The organism is Tepidiphilus olei, assembly GCF_006980705.1.
GTDB lineage: Bacteria > Pseudomonadota > Gammaproteobacteria > Burkholderiales > Rhodocyclaceae > Tepidiphilus > Tepidiphilus olei.
Window position 1 is genome coordinate 126,359 of the sequence record NZ_SBHO01000006.1, and the last position, 19,113, is coordinate 145,471.

Consider the following 19,113-nt stretch of genomic DNA (forward strand, 5'->3'; position numbering starts at 1 on the left):
CCTGTTCTGCGGCGGCTGCGTTCATTCTAGCACTGTTCGTCGCCCGGGATCGCGTAGCCTTCGGCGCGGTAGCGCTGCAGTTTGTAGCGCAGCGTGCGCTCGGAGATGCCGAGCCGCTCCACCGCGCGCTTGCGCGATCCGCCCACTTCGCGCAGCACGCGCAGGATGTGCTCGCGCTCGCGCTCGCGCACCGTCTGGGCACCGCCCTCCTCTTCGTGCGCCACGGGAGCGGAGTTCGGCGCCGCGACTGCCGCTGCCCTCGGTTCTTGCGCTGCTCTGGCCTGCGAGCCCGCGCGCACAGGCAGGCAGGCGGTGAGCGCCGCGGCGTCGATCGCGTTGCCGGGAGCGAGGATGAGGGCGCGCTGCAAGGTGTTCTCCAGTTCGCGGACGTTGCCGGGCCAATCGTATTGAAGCAAGATTCGTGCCGCCTCGTCGGTGAGCGTGGCGCCGTTTTTGCCGAAGCGTGCGCCGTGCACGGCGAGAAAGCGCTGCGCGAGCGGCAGGATGTCGCCAGGGCGCTCGCGCAGCGGCGGGATGCGCAAGGGGAAGACGGCGAGGCGATAGTAAAGGTCTTGGCGGAAGCGCCCGGCGGCGACTTCCGCGGGCAGGTCGCGGTTGGTGGTGGCGAGGATGCGCACGTCGAGCGGAATCGGCTTACGCCCGCCGAGGCGCTCGACTTCCTTTTCCTGGAGCACGCGCAGCAGCTTGGCCTGCAACGCGAGCGGCATTTCGGAGATTTCGTCGAGCAGCAGCGTGCCGTGCTGCGCCTGCTCGAATTTGCCGGGCTGGGCGGTGCTCGCGCCGGTGAAGGCGCCTTTCTCGTGGCCGAAGAGGGTGGCTTCGAGCAGGTGCTCGGGAATGGCGGCGCAGTTGATGGCCACGAACGGCCCGTCGTGCCGCGGGGAATGGCGGTGCAGGAAGCGGGCATAGACTTCCTTGCCCACGCCCGATTCGCCTTCGAGGAGCACGGTGGCGTCGGTCTGGGCCACGCGCTCGGCCAGTTGCAGCAGCTGGCGGCTGGCGGGGTCGGCGGCAACGAGTTCGTCGTCTCCGCCGGGCTGGGCATACTTACGCACGAGGGAGAGGAGCGCCGCCGGCTCGAAGGGCTTGAGGAGGAATTCGCAGGCGCCGCCGCGCATGGCGGCCACGGCGCTGGCGACGTCGCCATAGGCGGTCATGATGGCCACCGGCAGCTGCGGCAGCCGCCGGCGCACGGCGTCCAGCACTTCGAGCCCGTTCATGGGGGACATTTTGAGGTCGGTGAGCACCATGGCCACCGGTTCGCGCTCGAGTACGGCGAGCGCTTCGGGGCCGGAGCCGACGGCGATCGGGCGGTAGCCGCCCACTTCCAGGGTGAGCGCGACGGCGTCGCGCAGGTTCGCGTCGTCCTCGACGATCAGGATCGGCAGCGGTTCGCTCATGCGTCCTCCAGGGGCGGTGGGGAAAGCGGCAGCGTGAGCACGAAGCGGCTGCCCTCGCCAGGGCGGGAGAAGGCTTCGATGTCGCCGCCGTGCGCCCGCGCCACGCCGCGGGCGATCGCCAGCCCCAGCCCCGTGCCTTCGCTGCGGGTGGTGAAAAACGGCTCGAAAATGCGCTCGAGCGTATCGGCGGCAATGCCGGGGCCGTCGTCGCTCACGATGAGACGGGCGCGATCCCCTTGGCGTTCCCCTTCGAGGCGCACCGTGCCGCCTTCGGGGATGGCCTGCAGGGCGTTCTCCAGCAGGTTGGTGAGGGCGCCGGCGAGCGCCTTGGCATCTCCCTGGACCCAGGCACCGGCGAGCGGCTCCAACGCACGCTCGAGCCGGGCGCGTTTGGCGGCGGCAAGCGGTTCGAGGGCATGCAGCGTCTCGCGGGCGAGCGGCTCCAGGGCCACCGGTCCGCGCGCGCCGCCTTCGCCGCGTGCGAAGAGCAGCATGTCGCCGATAAGCCGTTCGAGGTGGCGCAGCCGCTCCTGCGCCCGCTCGGCGAGCTGGGCGCGGCGCTCGGGCGGCAGCTCGGCGGCGGCGAGGTTGCCGACGTAGAGCATGGCGGCGGCAAGCGGCGTGCGCAGCTGGTGCGCGAGCGCAGCCACCATCTCGCCCATGGCGGCGAGCCGCAGGTTGCGCTCCATCGCCTGGCGCAGGCGGTGCGCCTCGGTGACGTCGTGCAGCAGCAGCAGCCGCCCGCCGTGCGCGGCGAGATCGGCCCGGGAGAGGTTGAGCCGGCGAACCGACCCGTCGGGCAAGGGCAACTCCACTTCCTGCGGCGTGTCGGTCGGCCGGAGCGTGGCGGCGAGCTCTGCCCACGCGCGCCCTTCCGGCTCGAGGCCGGGCCACAGCGCCTTGGCCGCCCGGTTCGCCTGCACGACGCGGTCTTGGGCATCGAGCACCAGCACGCCGGCCGGCAACGCCTGCAGCAGCACTTCCAGCCGCTCGGAGAGCATCCGGGCGCGCGCCTGCAGCGCCTCGTAGGAGCGCGTGAGCGCGTCGGAGGCGCGGGCGAACTGCTCGAAGGCGAGGGCGAGCTGTTCGGGCGTGAGCGAGGCGGCGGAATCGGCGGTCATGGTTTCTTACTATACGCGAAAGCGGCGGCGGCAGGAATTGCCGGCGGTTTTTGCCGCTATTTCCGCGACGGCTTGCCGCCCGACGCGCGATAATGCAGCATGAGACCGTTGCCCCTACGGCAGGAGAAGACATCATGGCCGAGGCCGATACGACGCTGAGCGCACGAGCCCCCACCCCGGCACGCTTGCCGCCGGCGCTGACGAACCTGATCGAGCGCATCGGGGCGCTCAGCCTGCAGCAGAAACTCGCCGCCGGCGCGGCGCTCGCCCTGGCGATCGCCCTCATCGTGGGGCTGCTCTTGTGGTCCAAGCCCGCCGACTATGCCGTGCTCTTCTCCAACCTGGACGAACGCGACGGCGGGGCGATCATCACCTCGCTGCAGCAGATGAACGTGCCGTATCGCTTTTCCGACAACGGCAGCGCCATCCTCGTGCCCTCTTCCCAAGTGCACGACCTGCGCCTGCGATTGGCGGCGCAGGGGCTGCCGCGCGGCGGCAACGTCGGTTTCGAGCTGATGGACAATCAAAAGCTGGGCATCACCCAGTTCGCCGAGCAGATCAACTACCAGCGCGCGGTGGAAGGGGAACTCGCGCGCACGATCCAGAACATCGGCGCGGTGTCGGCCGCGCGCGTGCATCTGGCCATTCCCAAGAAAACGGGCTTCCTGCGCGACAAGGAAAAACCCGCGGCCTCCGTGATGGTGACGCTACGCCCGGGGCGGGTGCTGGACGAAGCGCAGATCGCCGGCATCGTCCATCTCGTGAGCTCCAGCGTACCCGAGCTCACGCCCGATCGCGTCACCGTGGTCGACCAGTCCGGCAACCTCCTCACCCGCTCGCCGAACCAGAACAAGGGCGATCTGGATGCCAAGCAGTTGGCTTTCATCCAGGAGATGGAAGCGTCCTACGTTCGACGCGTCGAATCCATCCTCGAACCCATCGTCGGGGCGGGCAACTTCAAGGCGCAGGTGGCCGTCGACGTCGATTTCAACCAGACGGAACTCACGAGCGAATCCTACCGTCCCAATCCGGCGCCGGAACAGGCGATCCGCAGCCAGCGCATCGAAGAGCGCTACGGCGGCGAGCAGGTGCCGCAGGGCGTGCCGGGCGCGCTCACCAACCAGCCGCCGGTGCCGGCCACCGCGCCCATCACCACGCCGGAAGTCGGACAGGGCGCTGCCGCCGCCGCTGCCGGAGGCAAGCGCGAGCGCACCGCCACGATCAACTATGAGCTCGACCGCACGATCCAGCACACGAAAAAGGCGCTCGGCGACGTGCGCCGCCTCACGGTGGCTGTGGTCATCAACCAGAAGACCGAGACCACGCGCGAAGGCGTCAAGACCATCCCTTCGGACGAAGAGCTCGCCCAGCTGGAGAAATTGGTGCAGAATGCAGTGGGGCTCAACCCGACGCGCGGCGACAGCATCACCGTCTCCGGGGCGCTCTTCGCCGGCAAGGTGGAAGAAATTCCTCCGCCCTGGTGGAAACGCCTGTGGAGCGATCCGGTCATGGTCGAACTGGTCCGCGAAGCTCTGCGCTACCTGCTGCTGGCCGTGGCTCTGGCGATCGTCTATTTCGGCGTGATCCGGCCGCTCGTGCGCACCGCAACCACCAAGGCGGAGAGGGAAGAAGTGCAAAGCGCCCCTCGAGCTGCGGCCGCGGAGACCGAAGAGGAAGGGGCGATCGTGCAGCTGGGCGGCGTTTCACCCGCCGCGCCTTTCGAACGCAAGCTCGCCGAGCTGCGCCGCATCGCCCAGAACGATCCGAAGCTGCTCGCCAACCTGATCAAAGAGTGGCTCGGAGCCACGGAGAAACGCTGAGATGAGCGAGGACCCCGTCGAACGCGCCGCCTTATTGCTGCTCTCGCTCGGCCCGGCCGAAGCGGCCGAGGTCTTGAAGAATCTCGGCCCCAAGGAGGTGCAGAAACTGGGCACCGTCATGGCCTCACTGCCGCCCAAACCACGCGAGGAAGTGGAAAAGGTGCTCGACGAGGCCATCCAATACGTACAACGCGGGGCCCCGATCGAGCCCGATCCGGACAAGATCCGCGAGATGCTCACCCAGGCGCTGGGCGACGACAAGGCGAGTCACATCATCGCCCGCATCATGCAGGGCTCGGACACCGCCGCGATCGAGAGTCTGAAATGGCTCGACCCGGCCACCGCGGCCGATCTCATCAAGAACGAGCATCCGCAGATCATCGCCACCATCCTGGTCCATCTCGAATTCGATCAGGCAGCGGAGATCCTCAAGCACTTCCCCGAGCGCCTGCGCAACGAGGTGATTCTGCGCATCGCCACCCTCGAAGGCGTCCAACCCTTGGCGCTCAAGGAACTCAACGAGGCGCTTGGAAATCTCCTCGCCAACGCCGCTTCCAGCACCAAGAGCAAGGCGATGGGCGGCGTGCGGCACGTGGCCGAGATCCTCAACTTCGCCGGGGCCCAGCTGGAGAACGAAGTCATCGAGGCGGTGCGCGAATACGATCCGGATCTGGCACAGAAAATCCTCGACGAGATGTTCGTCTTCGAGAACCTCATCGACATGGACGATCGCAGCCTGCAGACGGTGTTGCGCGAGGTGCAGAACGACCAGCTCGTCATCGCCCTCAAGGGCGCCTCACAGCAGCTGCGTGAGAAAGTCTTCAAGAACATGTCCCAACGCGCCGCCGAGATGCTGCGCGAGGATCTCGAAGCCAAAGGGCCGGTGCGTGTGTCCGAGGTCGAGGCGGCGCAGAAGGAGATCCTCAAGATCGTGCGGCGTCTGGCCGAAGAAGGAACGATCATGATGCCCGGCAAGGGCGGCGAAGAAGGGTTCATATGACCCTGGGAGCAGCGTGAGTGGCGATCGACCGTCATCAGGCCACCGGCCTCTACCGTCCCTGGCAACCGCCTTCCTTCGACGAGGCGGAAAACCGGCGAGATCGACCATCGGTCGGCGCAGAAGCGGCGCGCCAAGGGGTGCAGCTGCCCACGGTCGAGGAACTCGAATCGCTCTATGAGCAGAGCCGCCGCGAAGGCTTCGCTGCCGGTCACGAGGAAGGATACGCTGCCGGCCACGCCGAAGGTCTCGCCCAAGGGCAAGAAGAAGGCCGACGTCAGGGCCATCAGGAGGGCTACGCCAAGGGCGAGGCCGAAGGGCGGGCCCAAGGGGAAGCCCAGGCCCGGGCGCAGTACGAGGCGCAATGGCAACAGCGCCTGGCGCTAGCCAACTCCCTGATCGAAGGGCTGGAGCATCTAGCGGAGCGCACGCGCGAAGCGCTGGCCGAAGAAATTTCCGCGCTCGCCGTCGAAATCGCGCGCCACGTGCTGCAGGACGAGCTGCGCACTTCGCCCGAACGCATCGTCTCCCTCGTGCGCCGCCTGCTCGAGGAGACGGGCGTGCCTCGCCTCATGATCCGTCTCCATCCCGAGGATCTCTCTCTGGTGCACGATGCGCTCGAAACGGAACTCACCAAGGGGGGCCACCGGCTCATCGCCGATGCCGCGATCGCGCGCGGCGGCTGCCTCGTCGAATCGGAGACGCGCGTGGTCGATGCTACCCTGCCCACTCGTTGGCGCCGCCTCGTCTCCCGTCTCTGGCCGGAGAGCGCCCAATGGGACGAAACCCCCGACGCATTGAACGTGACGGCAGAGGAACGAGCCCCATGAGAGAGACCGAAGCGCTCGTCCTCGACCCCTTGCAGCGCCGACTGCGGAGCTGGCGCGAAGCCTTGCGCCACACGCCGGCCTTCACCGAAGCCGGGCGGCTCGTGCGCATCAACGGCCTGGTGATGGAGGCTACGGGCATCAGGCTACCCCTGGGGGCGAGCTGCCGCATCGAAACGCCTACCGGCAGTAGCGTGGAAGCGGAAGTGGTCGGATTCCAGGCCGACAAGCTCTTTCTCATGCCCAAGGAGGAAGTCTATGGCCTCGCCCCGGGGGCGCGGGTCCTGCCGCCCGAACCGCCGCCCATTCCGCTGCATGCCGACGAGCTTCCCGAAACCCCTTCGCCCGATCGCGCCAAGCACCTCCCCGCCGGGGAAGCGTTGCTGGGGCGCGTGGTCGATGCCGCGGGGCGTCCGCTCGACGGCAAGGGGCCGCTTGCCGGCGCCACGCTGCGTCCGCTCTTCGCCCCGCCGATCAATCCGCTCGCCCGCACGCCCATCGACACGCCGCTCGACGTGGGCATCCGCGCGATCAATGCGCTGCTCACCGTCGGTCGAGGCCAGCGGCTGGGGCTCTTCGCCGGCTCGGGGGTGGGGAAATCGGTGCTCATCGGCATGATGGCCCGATTCACCGTGGCCGAGGTGATCGTCGTGGGGCTGATCGGCGAGCGCGGCCGGGAAGTGAAGGAATTCATCGAACAAAACCTCGGCCCCGAGGGGCTCGCGCGGGCCGTGGTGGTGGCCGCCCCCGCCGACGTGAGCCCGCTTTTGCGGCTGCAAGGCGCGGCCTATGCCACGGCGATCGCCGAGCAGTTTCGCGACGAAGGCCGCCACGTGCTCCTCATCATGGATTCCCTCACCCGCTACGCCATGGCGCAGCGCGAGATCGCGCTCGCCGTGGGCGAGCCGCCGGTGACCAAGGGTTATCCCCCCTCGGTATTCGCCCGGCTTCCCGCGCTCGTCGAACGGACCGGCAACGGCACCAACGATCAGGGATCGATCACCGCCTTCTACACCGTGCTCACGGAAGGCGACGACCAGCAAGATCCGATCGCCGACGCCGCCCGCGCCATTCTCGACGGTCACTTCGTGCTCTCGCGTGTGCTCGCCGACAGCGGTCACTACCCGGCCATCGACATCGAACAGTCGATCTCGCGCGTGATGCCCCAGGTGGTGAGCGAAGAACACCTCGCGCTCGCCCGCCGCTTCAAGAAACTCTGGTCGCGCTACCAGCGCGCACGGGATCTCATTGCCGTGGGGGCCTACCAGCCCGGCGCCGACGTCGAGCTCGACGAAGCGGTACGGCGCCAGCCGGCGATGGCCGCTTTCCTGCAACAGGGCATGAACGAATGCGTGTCCTTTACCGAGGCATGCGAAGGCTTGCGCCGCGTGCTCGCCTGAAAGGAAAGCTTCCATGAGCAAGAACCGGTTCCGCATGTTGCGTGAGCTGATGCAGCGGCAGGAGGACGAAGCGGCCGAAGCGATGGGCGCCTGTATCCGCCGCCATCGCGACGCAGAGGAAAAGCGTGATCTGCTCGAACGTTTTCGTAGCGAATACGAAGAAAAACTGCGCCAGGCGCTGCGCGACGCGGCCCCGCCCGAGCTCATCGTCAACCACCGCGGTTTTCTGGCGCGGCTCGACGAAGCGCTCATGCTACAGCACGAAGAGCTCGAGCGCCTGAGGCATCTGCTCGAAGAATCGCGCCGCGCGTGGCTGGCGGCGCGCACCCGTCGCCGCGCTTTCGAAGTGCTGGAAGCGCGCGCCGATGCCGAAGCGATGGCCCAGGCAGAACGGCTGGCACAGAAAGCACTCGATGAACATGCGACACAGAACCATCTGCGCCGTGAACGAGAATTCTGAACTCTGGCACCCTTTTTGCTCATGTTCAGTCGTCATCGCCCTCTCGGGAGTGTTTCATGAACCTGCAAACCGTCGCCCCCCAGGGTATCGATGTCCTCCGTGGCTCTAGTTTCACCGAAGCTGCCAAGGCCGCACCAACGGGCGATACTTTCGCCCAGCTTCTCGAGCGCCGGAACGCCGAGACCCGAAACGCATCACGCGAGAATCCCTCTGCCCCGAGGCCGGCGAACGAGCAACCGCCCTCGACGACGAACGCCACCCCGGAAAAACGCACCGACCCGGTCGCGCCGCCGGCACCCACCGCCAACGGGGACGCGACGGCAAACGCACCCACGGCAGCGTCAGAAACGGCGCAGTCTCAGGCGGTGCCCTCAAACCACGACACGAACGAGGAAAAGACTACCCCGCTCGAGGACACGCTCCCACCCTCCGATCCCGGCCTTCTTCCCGGGGCAGTGATACTCCTTTCCACACCTGCAGCAAGCGGTGGCCCCAGCGCCGCCGAGCCGAAAACCGACGTCCTCGTGCCCTCGGCCGCATCGGCAGAAATTGCCGTCTCCCCTGCAGTTTCCTCCGCCTCTGCCGCCTCTGCATCGCTCGAGGCCGCAGCCAAGCATTTTCGCTCCATCGTCCTAGAGGATCCCGAACGACCCCTCGCCCCAGCCACATCCCAACCACTGCAAACCGCGATCGAACGCCTCTTGCGCGACGCGAACGAATCCTCGGCCTCGGTCACCCCCCTGCCCGAGCACGCCCAACGCAGCCCTCGAGCCAGCCGGCAGGGGCTGCCCTTGCCTGAAGGGGTCGTGCCGCCATTCGATCGCGGCCCCAAATCGGACATGACTCAGGCGACGCCGATCACGCTGCAGCCAGACCCTCTGAACACGTCCGAAGGCGCAGAAAGGGGTACGATACCCTCTGGGCATCCTGCCGAAGGAAGCGCTGCCTCGCGTCACCCTGCGCTTTCCTCTTTCTCCCCCGCCCCGTCTTCCTCACCGGCCGCGGAAACGCGCACGCTCTCCGTGCATACGCCACCCACCGAAGTGGAGCGATGGGCGAGCGAAACCACGCAGCGCCTGGTCTGGCTGGCTGGGCGCGGCGAGACCAAAGCCGAGCTCCAGCTCACCCCGCCTTCGCTCGGCAAGCTGGAAATCAGCCTCATCGTCAACAACGATCAGCTCACGGCACATTTCGTCGCGGCCAGCCAGGCCACCCGTGACGCCCTCGAGCATGCCCTGCCCCACTTGCGCGAGCAGCTCGCCCAGGCCGGTATGTCGCTGGGGCAAACGAGCGTGAGCACGGGGGATTCTTCCGACCAGCAAGACCAGAACGGATCCGCTTCCACCCCGGCTACGAACGAGGGCCGCTCCCAAGCATCCCCTGCCAGAGAGGAGGATGTGGGGCGCCTACTGCAGCGCGGCCTGATCGATCACTACGCCTGAAAGTCGAATTGAGCCGGGTCGATGGCGCTTTTCGGCGCTCGGCGGAGGATAATGTCGCGCTATCCTGACTCAAGAACGATCGAGAGCGAGAAGACCCATGGCCAAGCCCGAGGAAAAACCAGAGAGCGAAAGCGCCCCCCCCGAAGCTGCTACCGGCATCAGCAAGAAGACCAAGCTACTCGTCCTGCTGCTGGTCGGGCTTCTGCTGCTGGCGCTTCTCGCGCTCGGCGCCCTGACGCTGCTGCTCATCAAACAGCGCAGCACCCAATCAGGGGAGGGAGCCGATCCCACCTCGATTACTCGACCCACCACCCCCCCACCGATCACCGTCAACCCGAGTTCGCCGCCCGTGTTCGTGGCGCTCGACCCCTTCGTCGTCAACCTCGCGCCGGGTGAAGGCGAGCGCTATCTTCAGACCATCATCGTCCTGCGCCTGGCCGATTCGAAATTCGATGCCACCCTCAAACAGTATCTCCCGGAGGTACAGCACCGGATCAATCTGCTGCTCTCGAGCAAGCTTCCCTCGGAGCTCGTCACCCCCCAAGGGCGAGAACAACTCGCACGTGAGCTCACCGACGAGATCAACCGTGTGCTCGGCTATCCTCCCCCTCCTGCCGGTCAGCAACCGCTGGGGCCGACCGGCCCGGTCCAAGCGGTACTATTCCGCTCCTTCATCATCCAATAGCGAAACGCACTCGGACGACGACCATGGTGGGCGGCGGCGAATTCCTGACGCAAAAAGAAGTCGACGAGCTCTTGCGGGACGTAACCGGCGAGACCGAAGAGCCCGAGACGTCCGACGGCGAGGAAGAAGGCGGCATCCGCCCCTACAATCTCGCCACGCAAGAGCGCATCGTGCGCGGGCGCATGCCCACGCTCGAGCTCATCAACGAGCGCTTCGCCCGCAACCTGCGCATCGGCCTGTTCAACTACATCCGACGCAACGTCGAAGTCGCCGTGGGCGCCCTGCACGTACAGAAATACGCCGAATTCCTGCGCAACCTCGTCATCCCTTCCAACCTCAACCTCGTGCAGATGAAACCCTTTCGCGGCACGGGGCTGATCGTGATGGAGCCCAACCTCATCTTCCTCGTGGTCGACATCCTCTTCGGTGGTGACGGGCGCTTTCGTACCCGCATCGAAGGGCGCGACTTCAGCCCCACGGAGCAGCGCATCATCCTGGGCATGCTCAACGTGATCTTCGAGGAATATCAGAAGTCCTGGGCACCGGTCTACAAGATCGAGCTCAACTACGTGCGCTCGGAGATGAACCCGCAATTCGCCAACATCGCCACGCCCTCCGAGATCGTCGTCACCTCCCAGTTCTCACTCGACTTCGGCATCGGCCAAGCCAACCTGATGCTGTGCTGGCCCTACTCCATGCTCGAGCCCGTGCGGGATCTCCTCTATTCGACCATGCAGAGCGACCAGATGACGCAAGACACGCGCTGGACCCGCAATCTCGGTCGCCGCCTCATGGAAGCAGAAGTGGAACTGCGCGCCGAACTGGGCCATGCCGACATGGTCCTGGCCGACATCGTGGAAATGCGCGTGGGCGACGTCATACCGCTCGAAGTTCCCGAATTGGTGACGATGTTTTGTGAGAACATCCCGGTGCTGCGCGGCCAATACGGCACGCGCGAAGGCCACTATGCGATCAAGGTCGACCATTTCGTCGCCGAAGAAGAACCGGAGGAAGAGGATTCCAAATTCTCCCCCCCGACATGATCGACGGGAAAGACCTCCTCTCCCCTTTCCTGAGTCCTGCGTAAGGATTTTCCCATGGCCGAGAACGAAACCCCCAAGGAAGAAGACCAGGTCAGCGCCGACGACTGGGCCGCAGCGATGCAGGAACAGCAACGCCAGGCCGGCGAAGGCGATGCAGCGCGCCACGAAGACGAATGGGCGGCGGCGCTCGCCGAGCAGGCGCAACACGACCAGGAGATGGCCCGCGTCGCCCAAGAGCTCAAGCAGGCGAGCGACCCCTACCAGGCCAAACCCGCCAAGGATCTCTTTCCCGAATTCGGCGCCGGCGGTGCTGAGGGCGACAAGCTCAACGACTTCAAGATGATCCTCGACATCCCGGTGCGCGTCACCGTGGAGCTGGGGCGCACGAAACTTGCGATCCGCGACGTGCTGCAACTGGCGCACGGTTCGGTGATCGAGCTCGAGGGGCTTGCCGGCGAGCCGATGGACGTGCTCGTCAATGGTACGCTCATCGCCCAGGGCGAAGTGGTCGTGGTGAATGAAAAATTCGGCATCCGCCTCACCGACATCATCACGCCGGCCGAACGCATGCGCAAGTTGCGACAAGAGAGCTGAAGCAGGGGCAGGCCAGGACGTCCCGCCCCTCGAGGTGTCACGCGGTCGGCGTGAGCAGCAGGCGGTTCATGCGCTGCACGAAGGCCGCCGGATCCTCCAGTTTCCCCCCTTCAGCCAGCAGGGCCTCTTCATAGAGGAGCAACGCCCAATCGGCAAACGCTTCGTCGGAGGCGGCCTGCAGCCTGGCGATCACCGGGTGCGTCGGGTTGAGCTCGAGGATGGGCTTGTGCGCCGGCACCTCCTGCCCGAGCTCGCGCAGCAGCCGCGCGAGCTGCATCCCCGGCTCGTGCTCCTCGACCACCAGGCAAGCGGGCGCCTCCGTGAGCCGCGAGGAGACCCGCACCGCCTTGACGCGCTCACCCAACGCCGTTTGCAACCGTTCGAGCAACGGCTTAAGCCGCTCGTCGGCCTCCTCCCGCGCCTTTTTCTCCTCTTCCGACAGCAGCGCCGACTCCATCTCGCCCTTGGCGACGGAGGCGAGCGGCTTGCCCCGATACTCTGGCAGATAAGCCACCCACCATTCGTCGATGCGATCGGCAAGGAGCAGCACCTCGATCCCTTTCTGGCGAAAAGCCTCTAGATGCGGGCTGTGGCGCGCCGCGGAGAAAGACTCGGCCGTGAGGTAGTAGATACGCTCCTGCCCTGGTTTCATGCGAGATATATAATCATCGAACGAGACCGTCTCTTCGGACGAGTCGTTGTGCGTGGACGCGAAGCGCAAGAGACCGGCGATGCGCTCGCGGTTGGCCGGGTCCTCGATGATCCCCTCTTTGAGCACGCGGCCGAACTCGCGCCAGAACCGGGCGTATTTCTCCGGCTCGTTCTTGGCGAGCTGCTCGAGCAGCCCCAGCACGCGCTTGGTGACGCCGGCGCGGATCGCCTCGATCTCGCGCGAATCCTGCAGCATCTCGCGCGAGACGTTGAGCGGCAGATCGGCCGCGTCGACCACGCCGCGCACGAAGCGCAGGTAGCGCGGCAGCAACCGCTCGGCATCCTCCAGCACGAAGACGCGCCGCACGTAGAGCTTGAGCCCGTGACGCGGCGTGCGCTCGAAGAGGTCGAACGGCGCGCGCTGCGGCAGGTAGAGGAGCATCGTGTATTCGTGCCGGCCCTCCACCTTGGCGTGCGTCCAGGCCAGCGGCGCCTCGAAGTCGTGCGCCACGTGTTTGTAGAATTCGATGTATTCCTCTTCGGAGATCTCCTGCTTGGCGCGGGCCCACAGGGCGGAGGCGCGATTGACCTGCTCCCACTCCTCCTCCTTGACGAGCTCGCCGCGGTCCTCGTCCCAGCGTTCCTTGCGCATCAGGATGGGCCAGAGGATGTGATCGGAATACTTGCGGATGAGCTCGCGCAGCCGCACCCCGGAGAGGAATTCGTCTTCCCCCTCGCGCAGATGCAACACCACCTCGGTGCCGCGCTCGGGGCGCTCGATCTCGGCCACCTCGAAAGTCCCCGCCGACTCGCCCGTCATGGCGCATTCCCACAGCACGCCAGCACTCGGCGGTGAACCGGCGCGGCGCGAGCGCACGGTGACACGGTCGGCCACGATGAAAGCGGAGTAGAAACCGACGCCGAACTGGCCGATGAGCCGCGCGTCGGCCTGCCCCCCGGCACCGAGCTTTTGCAGGAACTCGCGCGTGCCCGACTTGGCGATGGTGCCCAGATGGGCTACCGCCTCCTCACGGCTCATGCCGATGCCGTTGTCGCGGATCGTCACGGTGCGCGCCGTGCGGTCGTAATCGACCCAGATTTTGAGTTCGCCGTCGCCCTCGAAGAGCTCCGGCTGCTGCGCCGCCTCGAAGCGCAGTTTGTCACAGGCATCCGACGCGTTCGAGATGAGCTCACGCAGAAAGATTTCTTTGTTCGAGTAGAGCGAATGCACCACCAGGTGCAAAAGCTGCTGCACCTCGGCCTGAAACTCCATCGTCCGGCGGGTTGCGTCGTTCGTTTCAGCCATCGTCTCGCTCCTGTCGATCGTCGTTCGGGATTTCTCGTTTCTGGGCATGGCAGGGGAAATTTTCAAGAGGAGGTTTCGTAGCGGATATCGACGATCTCCACCTCGCGCACGCCGCCCGGCGTCGGGATACGCACCACGTCGCCCAATTCGGCCTTGAGCAAGCCGCGCGCGAGCGGTGCGATCCAGCTCACCTTGCCCTCCCCCGCATCGGCCTCGTCGACCCCGACGATCTGCCAGGTCTCCTCGGTCTCGGTATTCAGATCGCGGATCGTCACCGTCGCCCCGAAGAAAACGCGGTCGGTCTGCGTCTGTTCGCGCGGATCGACCACCACGGCCGATTCCAGCCGTTTGGTGAGGTAACGCAGGCGCCGGTCGATCTCACGCAGGCGACGCTTGCCATAGATGTAGTCGCCGTTCTCGGAACGGTCACCGTTGCTCGCCGCCCAAGCCACCGTCTCGACGAGTTGCGGGCGCTCGACCTTGACGAGCCGCTCGAACTCCTCGCGCAAGGCGCGATACCCCGCTGGCGTCATGTAGTTCTTGAACCCGGGGAAGCTTTGTACCTCGACGAGCTCTTCGTCCTCGTCGACCTCGCTCTCACGCACGAATGCCTTGCTCATGCGTAGACCTCCTGTCAGAGTCGGCAAAAAACGCTAAAGTATAGTCTTCGACACCACCGGAGGGTTCCACCATGACGTTCGCCACCGATCCGCTCGTCGTCCTCATCCACGGCGCTGGACACGACCGACGCATCTGGTGGGCCGTCACCCTGGGGCTGAGCCGGCTGGGCTGGCAGGTGAGCGCCCCCGACCTCCCGGGACACGGTGCCGACGAACGTGCGCCGTGTCCCACCATCGAGGAATACGCTGCGGCGCTCGCCGTCGGTCTCGATCCAGAGCGCCCGATCGTCGCCGTCGGCCACAGCATGGGCTCGCTCGTGGCGCTCGAACTCGCCGCGCGGCTGGGTGAGCGCTGCCGCGGACTCGCGCTCATCGGCACGGCACTGCCGATGGCGGTGAGTGCGGAATTGCTCGAGCGTGCCGCCGAGCCGCGCGCCGCTTGCCAGCTGATGGAACCCTGGGCGTTCGGGGCACGCGCCCGGAACACGGGGCTGCCGCGTGCCGTGCAGGAACTCGTGCTGGAACAACGCCCCGGCGTGCTCGCCAATGACCTGCGCGCCTGCGCCGCCTACGCCGCCGAACCGGCGCTGGAGCGCGCCAAGGGAATGCGTGCACCGGCGCTCTTCCTCACCGGTGCCCAAGACCGCATGACGCCCGTCAAAGCCGCGACCCGCTTGTGGGAAACGCTGGCGCGACGCGAAGCCGCCTGTACCTGGCACACGCTCCCCGGCGTGGGGCACACCCCGATGCTGGAAGCGCCGCTCACCTTGCGCTGGCTGTTGCATCGTTTCCTGCGTCGCTGCCGCTGAGGAAACGCTGAATTCTTCAGCATCTCCCTGAGCCGATCGCTCCGTTTCAGAATTCGAGCTCGAGCACGATCGGCTGATGGTCTGAGGCGGCCGTCTCCTGCTCCACGAAGAAATCCCGCACCGCCGGGCGCAACGCCTCGCTCACCCAGGCGTAGTCGCAGCAGTAAGGATGATCTGGCCACTCCGCCCCGTGCAATCCCACCGTGTGCGCGTGCGGCGCCGCCCCATGCACCAAGCGCCAGGCGTCGAACCACAGATCGCTTTCCTCGAGCAGACGGTACTCCTCGTCTTCGGGGGCGAAGTTCCCGTCCCCCAGCCACACCGCTGCGGCCGGCCGCGGCCAGGCGCGGAAGGTCGCCTCTTCCTCGTCCCCGCCGCCCTCCGGCCAGGCGAGGATTTCCCTCTGATGTTCGACGAGGGCTTGCACCTGCGCCAGGCGCTGACGCCGCGAGTAGTATTCCAGATGCGTCGTTGCCACGCGCAGCCGCTGCTCCCCCACGCGCAGCGTCGCCTCGAGCAACACCCGAGGCATGCACTTGTCGGTCTCCGGCGGCGGGTAGGGCAGGCTCAGGCGCAGCACCTGCTCCACCGGCAGGCGGCTGCCCAACCAGTTGCCGAAGAGCGCCCGGCCGCCGTGCGCGCGCGGCACGTCGAGCGCTGGGGCGTAGAATCCGCGATACTCCGGCAAGGCGCCGCGCAGGATGGCCGGTCCGTCCTCGCCGCGCGAGCCAGGCAGTTCGTCGAAACGGCTCGCCACTTCCTGCAGGCAGAGCACGTCGGCGTCGAACGCGCGCAGCACCTTCAGGATCCGCGCCCAATCGACGCGTCCATCCGCCCCTCGCCCCCACTGGATGTTCCAACTGACGATGCGCATTCTTCCCCCCTAGCCAAGTACCGCGGGATTGGTCTGCACCGCGGCGATATAGGTCATCAGGGCGACGGTATCCTCGGGCGTGAGATCGACGAATTCGATGCCATAGCCCTTGGCCCCCTCGAGGGTACGATCCTCGATGTCACGTTCCGAACGCACGATGGCCTGCACCGCCAGGATGATCTCCGAGCCAGCGATCTCCAGCTTGAATTTGAGCTGAACGTGTTGCCCGACTTTCAGCGGATGGCGCGTGGCCAGCAGCCCTCCGCCCACCGACAGGTCGAGGATGATCCCACCGAAGGCTTGGTTGTCGTCGGAGACCACCGCCGCCACCAAGCGCACCGCCACCCGCTCGCTGCGCCGTAGTCGCACCGCCATCACATCCATCGGATACATGAGATGAAGATGAGGATAGGGGCGCGAGGCATTGACCAATACGGAAGAAGGGAAGACGAAGGCGTAGGAACCGACGCTACCGCGCACCCGCAAGGCAGTGCCTTCGGGCACGAAGAGTGGCAACCCTCCTCGCTCCAAGGCGTCGACGATCACCGACTTGCCGCGCAGTGCCCCGATGTAGCGCGCGAAATAACGATCCTCTTCCTGCCCCAGCTGGAGCTGCAAGACGGTGCCTGGTATGAGGCGCAGTTCCTCGAAATCGAGGTGGATCGTGTTTTTACCCGGTTCGTCCGCCTTTTCGACCACTTTCAGGGCGGTACCGATCGCCTGGCGAAAACGCTCGTCGGTGTTCAGGTTGCGCTCAGGCCCTTGGCGCAAGAGCTTTTCTTTCTCCTCGGCCGACGCGATCACGTGCCCTTTCGCCAACAACAAGCGGCCGTGCCGGTCGTAGACGTCGAATGGAATGGGCTTGCCGACCAGAAATTCGCTGGGACGAACGGGAACCCGGAGCACCGAGTAGTCTCCTTTTCATGCCGAAACGGCCGATTCATTCTAACCCGGCGCCGTGACGAACGGTAAAAACACCACGAAAAACCGCACGACGTCGCGGATCGATGCAATCGTCCGTGGCCCGACACTCATCTACCGAAAGCGGCAGTCGAGCAAGCGCGCGCCGAGCGCCCGACCCTAGGATCGCGCTCCAGCGTGCTCGAGCGGTCCAGGGCCGGCCTCCTCGCTCTTTTCGCTCTCCGCCGGCAAATAAACACCGAGCAAATACCATTCCGCCCCCGGCCGTGACGTGAGTTCTGGCCCCACGCCACGCAAATTTCCCTTCGGATCGATCGCCAACAGCAACTGCCCTCGACCCGCAAACCGCTCCTGGTACGCCTCGAAAGTGAACGCCTCGCTCAAGCGAGTGGTATAGACTTTCCCTCCGCGATCGAACAAGACGAGCAGTTCGGCCAGACCCACTTGCGGGCCGCCCAGCAGACGCGCATAACGTCGATCCAGCACTTGCTGCCTCTTTTTGCTCACCTCTTCGGGCGTGAGTAACACATAGACGTTACCCCGCCCGAATTCACGCTGGTAGCGTAGCGCCGCCAGCGCGTTCAATTCCGGATACGGCGACATCGCCAGCAGATACCCTACTCCGACGAGATCGAGCCGCCGGTCGGCCTCCTTCGAAACCACGTTGCCGAAAAAAGTCTCCAGCCCCGCCATGCGCGCCGTACGCACGAGGGCGTAATCGGTATCGGCGACGATCGTCCGAAACCCCAGCTTGGTGAGCGCCAAACCCAATTCTCGCCCCAGGCGATGCGCCCCCACGATCAGGACCCCGCGCGCTCGCGGCTCCGCCACCCCTAGACGTTGCGCTGCCAGTCGGGCGGTGCCACCAGCGAAGAGCACGGTGCCGATGATCACGGCGAACGTGAGCGGTACCAGCATCTCCGCCCCGGGGTGCCCCAATTCTCGCAAGCGCAAGGCAAAGAGCGCCGACACGGCCGCAGCCACGATCCCGCGCGGCCCGATCCAGGCGATCATGGCTTTTTCCTGCCATCTCAGTCCACTCCCCGTGGTCGAGGCCCATACTTTGAGCGGCTGGGCCACGAACTGGATCGCCAGAAAGACCAACACGACCCCTTTGCCCACCTCGGCCAGGCGCTCCACGTCGAGCCGAGCGGCAAGGACGATGAAGAGCACCGAGATCAACAAGATGGTGAGGGTTTCCTTGAACGAGAGTATGTTTTCGAGCGGCACTCTTTTCATGTTGGCCAAACGCATCCCCATCACGGTCACCGCCAACAATCCCGCCTCATGGGCGAGCATGTTCGCTGCCGTGAACACCCCGACCACGAAAGCGAGGACGATGACGTTGTCGAGATAATCGGGTACCAGATAATGACGCAACATCCGACCCAGCAGCTCGGCCGCGATCCAGCCGACGGCAAACCCGACCGCCACCGCTTTGACGAACACCCACAGCGCCAGCCAGGCCGGAAGATCGGGCAAAGCACGGCTGACGAGAAACTGATAGACCAACACCGCCGCCAGCGCCCCGATCGGATCGATCACGATCCCTTCCCATCGCAGCACCGTGGCTACCTTGGCACTAGGACGAACGAAACGCAATAGCGGCACGATGACCGTAGGGCCCGTCACCATCACCAGCGCCCCGAAAAGCCCTGCCAAGCCCCAATCCAGGCCGACGAACACATGGGCCGCCGCCGCGGCCACGGCCCAGGTCAGCAACGCGCCCAAGCTCACCAAGCGCAGCACGACTTGACTCATGCCTCTGAGTTCGCTGAACCGCAGGGTGAGACTCCCCTCGAACAGGATCACCGCCACCGCCAGCGATACCAAAGGAAAGAGCACGGGTCCGAACAAGCGATCCGGATCGAGAAATCCCAGCCCGGGTCCGGCCACGATCCCCAATATCAGCAAAAAGACGATCGCCGGTATCTGGGTTCGCCACGCCACCCACTGCGCCGCCGCGCCGGCAACGACGATGAAAGCGAGCGTCAATAAAATGTTTTCATGCACCGTTTTTCTCCCGGCTTCGATTCGTTCCCGATTTTATAAGAGGACAATGAAGGCCAACCTGCTTGACCAAAGCCGATCGAGCCGCTAACGTTACGGGTTTACCCGATCT

17 protein-coding genes are annotated in these 19,113 nt (G+C 65.8%); 10 read left to right on the forward strand and 7 right to left on the reverse strand.

Features of this window, described 5'->3' with window-relative positions:
* Positions 1-26: 26 nt before the first annotated feature.
* Both EPD80_RS08015 and EPD80_RS08020 read right to left on the reverse strand, forming a co-directional pair.
* Positions 27-1,421 carry a sigma-54-dependent transcriptional regulator gene (locus EPD80_RS08015; protein ID WP_142810942.1) on the reverse strand — a complete coding sequence of 465 codons (1,395 nt, stop codon included), beginning with the start codon at positions 1,419-1,421 and terminating at the stop codon, positions 27-29.
* Positions 1,418-2,542 (reverse strand): sensor histidine kinase, encoded by a 1,125-nt coding sequence (locus EPD80_RS08020; RefSeq protein WP_142810944.1) that lies wholly within the window; start codon positions 2,540-2,542, stop codon positions 1,418-1,420. Before EPD80_RS08020 ends, EPD80_RS08015 begins: the two co-directional genes overlap by 4 nt.
* A gap of 134 nt (positions 2,543-2,676) precedes the next feature.
* On the opposite strand from EPD80_RS08020, the gene fliF reads away from it, so the two are divergent.
* The 9 genes from fliF (at position 2,677) to fliN (ending at position 11,810) form a co-directional block, all read left to right on the forward strand.
* Entirely contained in the window at positions 2,677-4,362 is a 1,686-nt protein-coding gene (gene fliF, locus EPD80_RS08025; RefSeq protein WP_142810946.1) for a flagellar basal-body MS-ring/collar protein FliF, read from the forward strand.
* A gap of 1 nt (position 4,363) precedes the next feature.
* Positions 4,364-5,362: a flagellar motor switch protein FliG gene (gene fliG / locus EPD80_RS08030; RefSeq protein ID WP_142810948.1), complete on the forward strand. Its 999-nt coding sequence runs from the start codon at positions 4,364-4,366 to the stop codon at positions 5,360-5,362.
* Between the two features lie 17 nt (positions 5,363-5,379).
* Positions 5,380-6,189: a flagellar assembly protein FliH gene (locus EPD80_RS08035; RefSeq protein ID WP_142810950.1), complete on the forward strand. Its 810-nt coding sequence runs from the start codon at positions 5,380-5,382 to the stop codon at positions 6,187-6,189.
* Entirely contained in the window at positions 6,186-7,586 is a 1,401-nt protein-coding gene (gene fliI / locus EPD80_RS08040; RefSeq protein ID WP_142810952.1) for a flagellar protein export ATPase FliI, read from the forward strand. The genes EPD80_RS08035 and fliI overlap by 4 nt, the downstream gene beginning before the upstream one ends.
* Positions 7,587-7,599: 13 nt before the next feature.
* On the forward strand, positions 7,600-8,046 hold the full coding sequence (gene fliJ / locus EPD80_RS08045; RefSeq protein ID WP_142810954.1) for a flagellar export protein FliJ: 447 nt from the start codon (positions 7,600-7,602) through the stop codon (positions 8,044-8,046).
* 701 nt (positions 8,047-8,747) lie between these two features.
* The gene (locus tag EPD80_RS11350; RefSeq protein WP_185957743.1) at positions 8,748-9,488 is read left to right on the forward strand and encodes a flagellar hook-length control protein FliK; all 741 of its coding nucleotides are present in this window, start codon (positions 8,748-8,750) and stop codon (positions 9,486-9,488) included.
* 97 nt (positions 9,489-9,585) lie between these two features.
* A complete protein-coding gene (locus EPD80_RS08055) occupies positions 9,586-10,173 on the forward strand; it encodes a flagellar basal body-associated FliL family protein (RefSeq protein WP_142810958.1) in 588 nt (195 codons plus the stop codon).
* Between the two features lie 23 nt (positions 10,174-10,196).
* Positions 10,197-11,216, forward strand: coding sequence for a flagellar motor switch protein FliM (fliM, locus tag EPD80_RS08060; protein WP_142810960.1), 1,020 nt, complete (start codon positions 10,197-10,199; stop codon positions 11,214-11,216).
* A gap of 54 nt (positions 11,217-11,270) precedes the next feature.
* Positions 11,271-11,810, forward strand: a complete 540-nt coding sequence (gene fliN, locus EPD80_RS08065) for a flagellar motor switch protein FliN (RefSeq protein ID WP_142810962.1) — start codon at positions 11,271-11,273, stop codon at positions 11,808-11,810.
* Positions 11,811-11,847: 37 nt separating this feature from the next.
* On the opposite strand, the gene htpG is transcribed toward fliN, so the two are convergent.
* Both htpG and greB read right to left on the reverse strand, forming a co-directional pair.
* Positions 11,848-13,767: a molecular chaperone HtpG gene (gene htpG / locus EPD80_RS08070; protein ID WP_142810964.1), complete on the reverse strand. Its 1,920-nt coding sequence runs from the start codon at positions 13,765-13,767 to the stop codon at positions 11,848-11,850.
* Positions 13,768-13,829: 62 nt separating this feature from the next.
* Positions 13,830-14,387, reverse strand: a complete 558-nt coding sequence (gene greB / locus EPD80_RS08075; protein ID WP_142804313.1) for a transcription elongation factor GreB — start codon at positions 14,385-14,387, stop codon at positions 13,830-13,832.
* A gap of 71 nt (positions 14,388-14,458) precedes the next feature.
* Here greB and EPD80_RS08080 point away from each other — a divergent pair, with 71 nt between their 5' ends.
* Entirely contained in the window at positions 14,459-15,196 is a 738-nt protein-coding gene (locus EPD80_RS08080; protein ID WP_142810966.1) for an alpha/beta fold hydrolase, read from the forward strand.
* Positions 15,197-15,242: 46 nt separating this feature from the next.
* Here EPD80_RS08080 and EPD80_RS08085 read toward each other — a convergent pair whose 3' ends face one another.
* The 3 genes from EPD80_RS08085 to EPD80_RS08095 form a co-directional block, all read right to left on the reverse strand.
* Positions 15,243-16,070, reverse strand: a complete 828-nt coding sequence (locus EPD80_RS08085) for an endonuclease/exonuclease/phosphatase family protein (protein WP_142810968.1) — start codon at positions 16,068-16,070, stop codon at positions 15,243-15,245.
* A gap of 9 nt (positions 16,071-16,079) precedes the next feature.
* Complete coding sequence (locus EPD80_RS08090; RefSeq protein ID WP_142810970.1) at positions 16,080-16,976, reverse strand: flagellar brake protein; 897 nt, start codon at positions 16,974-16,976, stop codon at positions 16,080-16,082.
* A 174-nt stretch (positions 16,977-17,150) separates the two neighbouring features.
* Positions 17,151-19,004: a cation:proton antiporter gene (locus EPD80_RS08095; protein WP_142810971.1), complete on the reverse strand. Its 1,854-nt coding sequence runs from the start codon at positions 19,002-19,004 to the stop codon at positions 17,151-17,153.
* Positions 19,005-19,113: the final 109 nt, after the last annotated feature.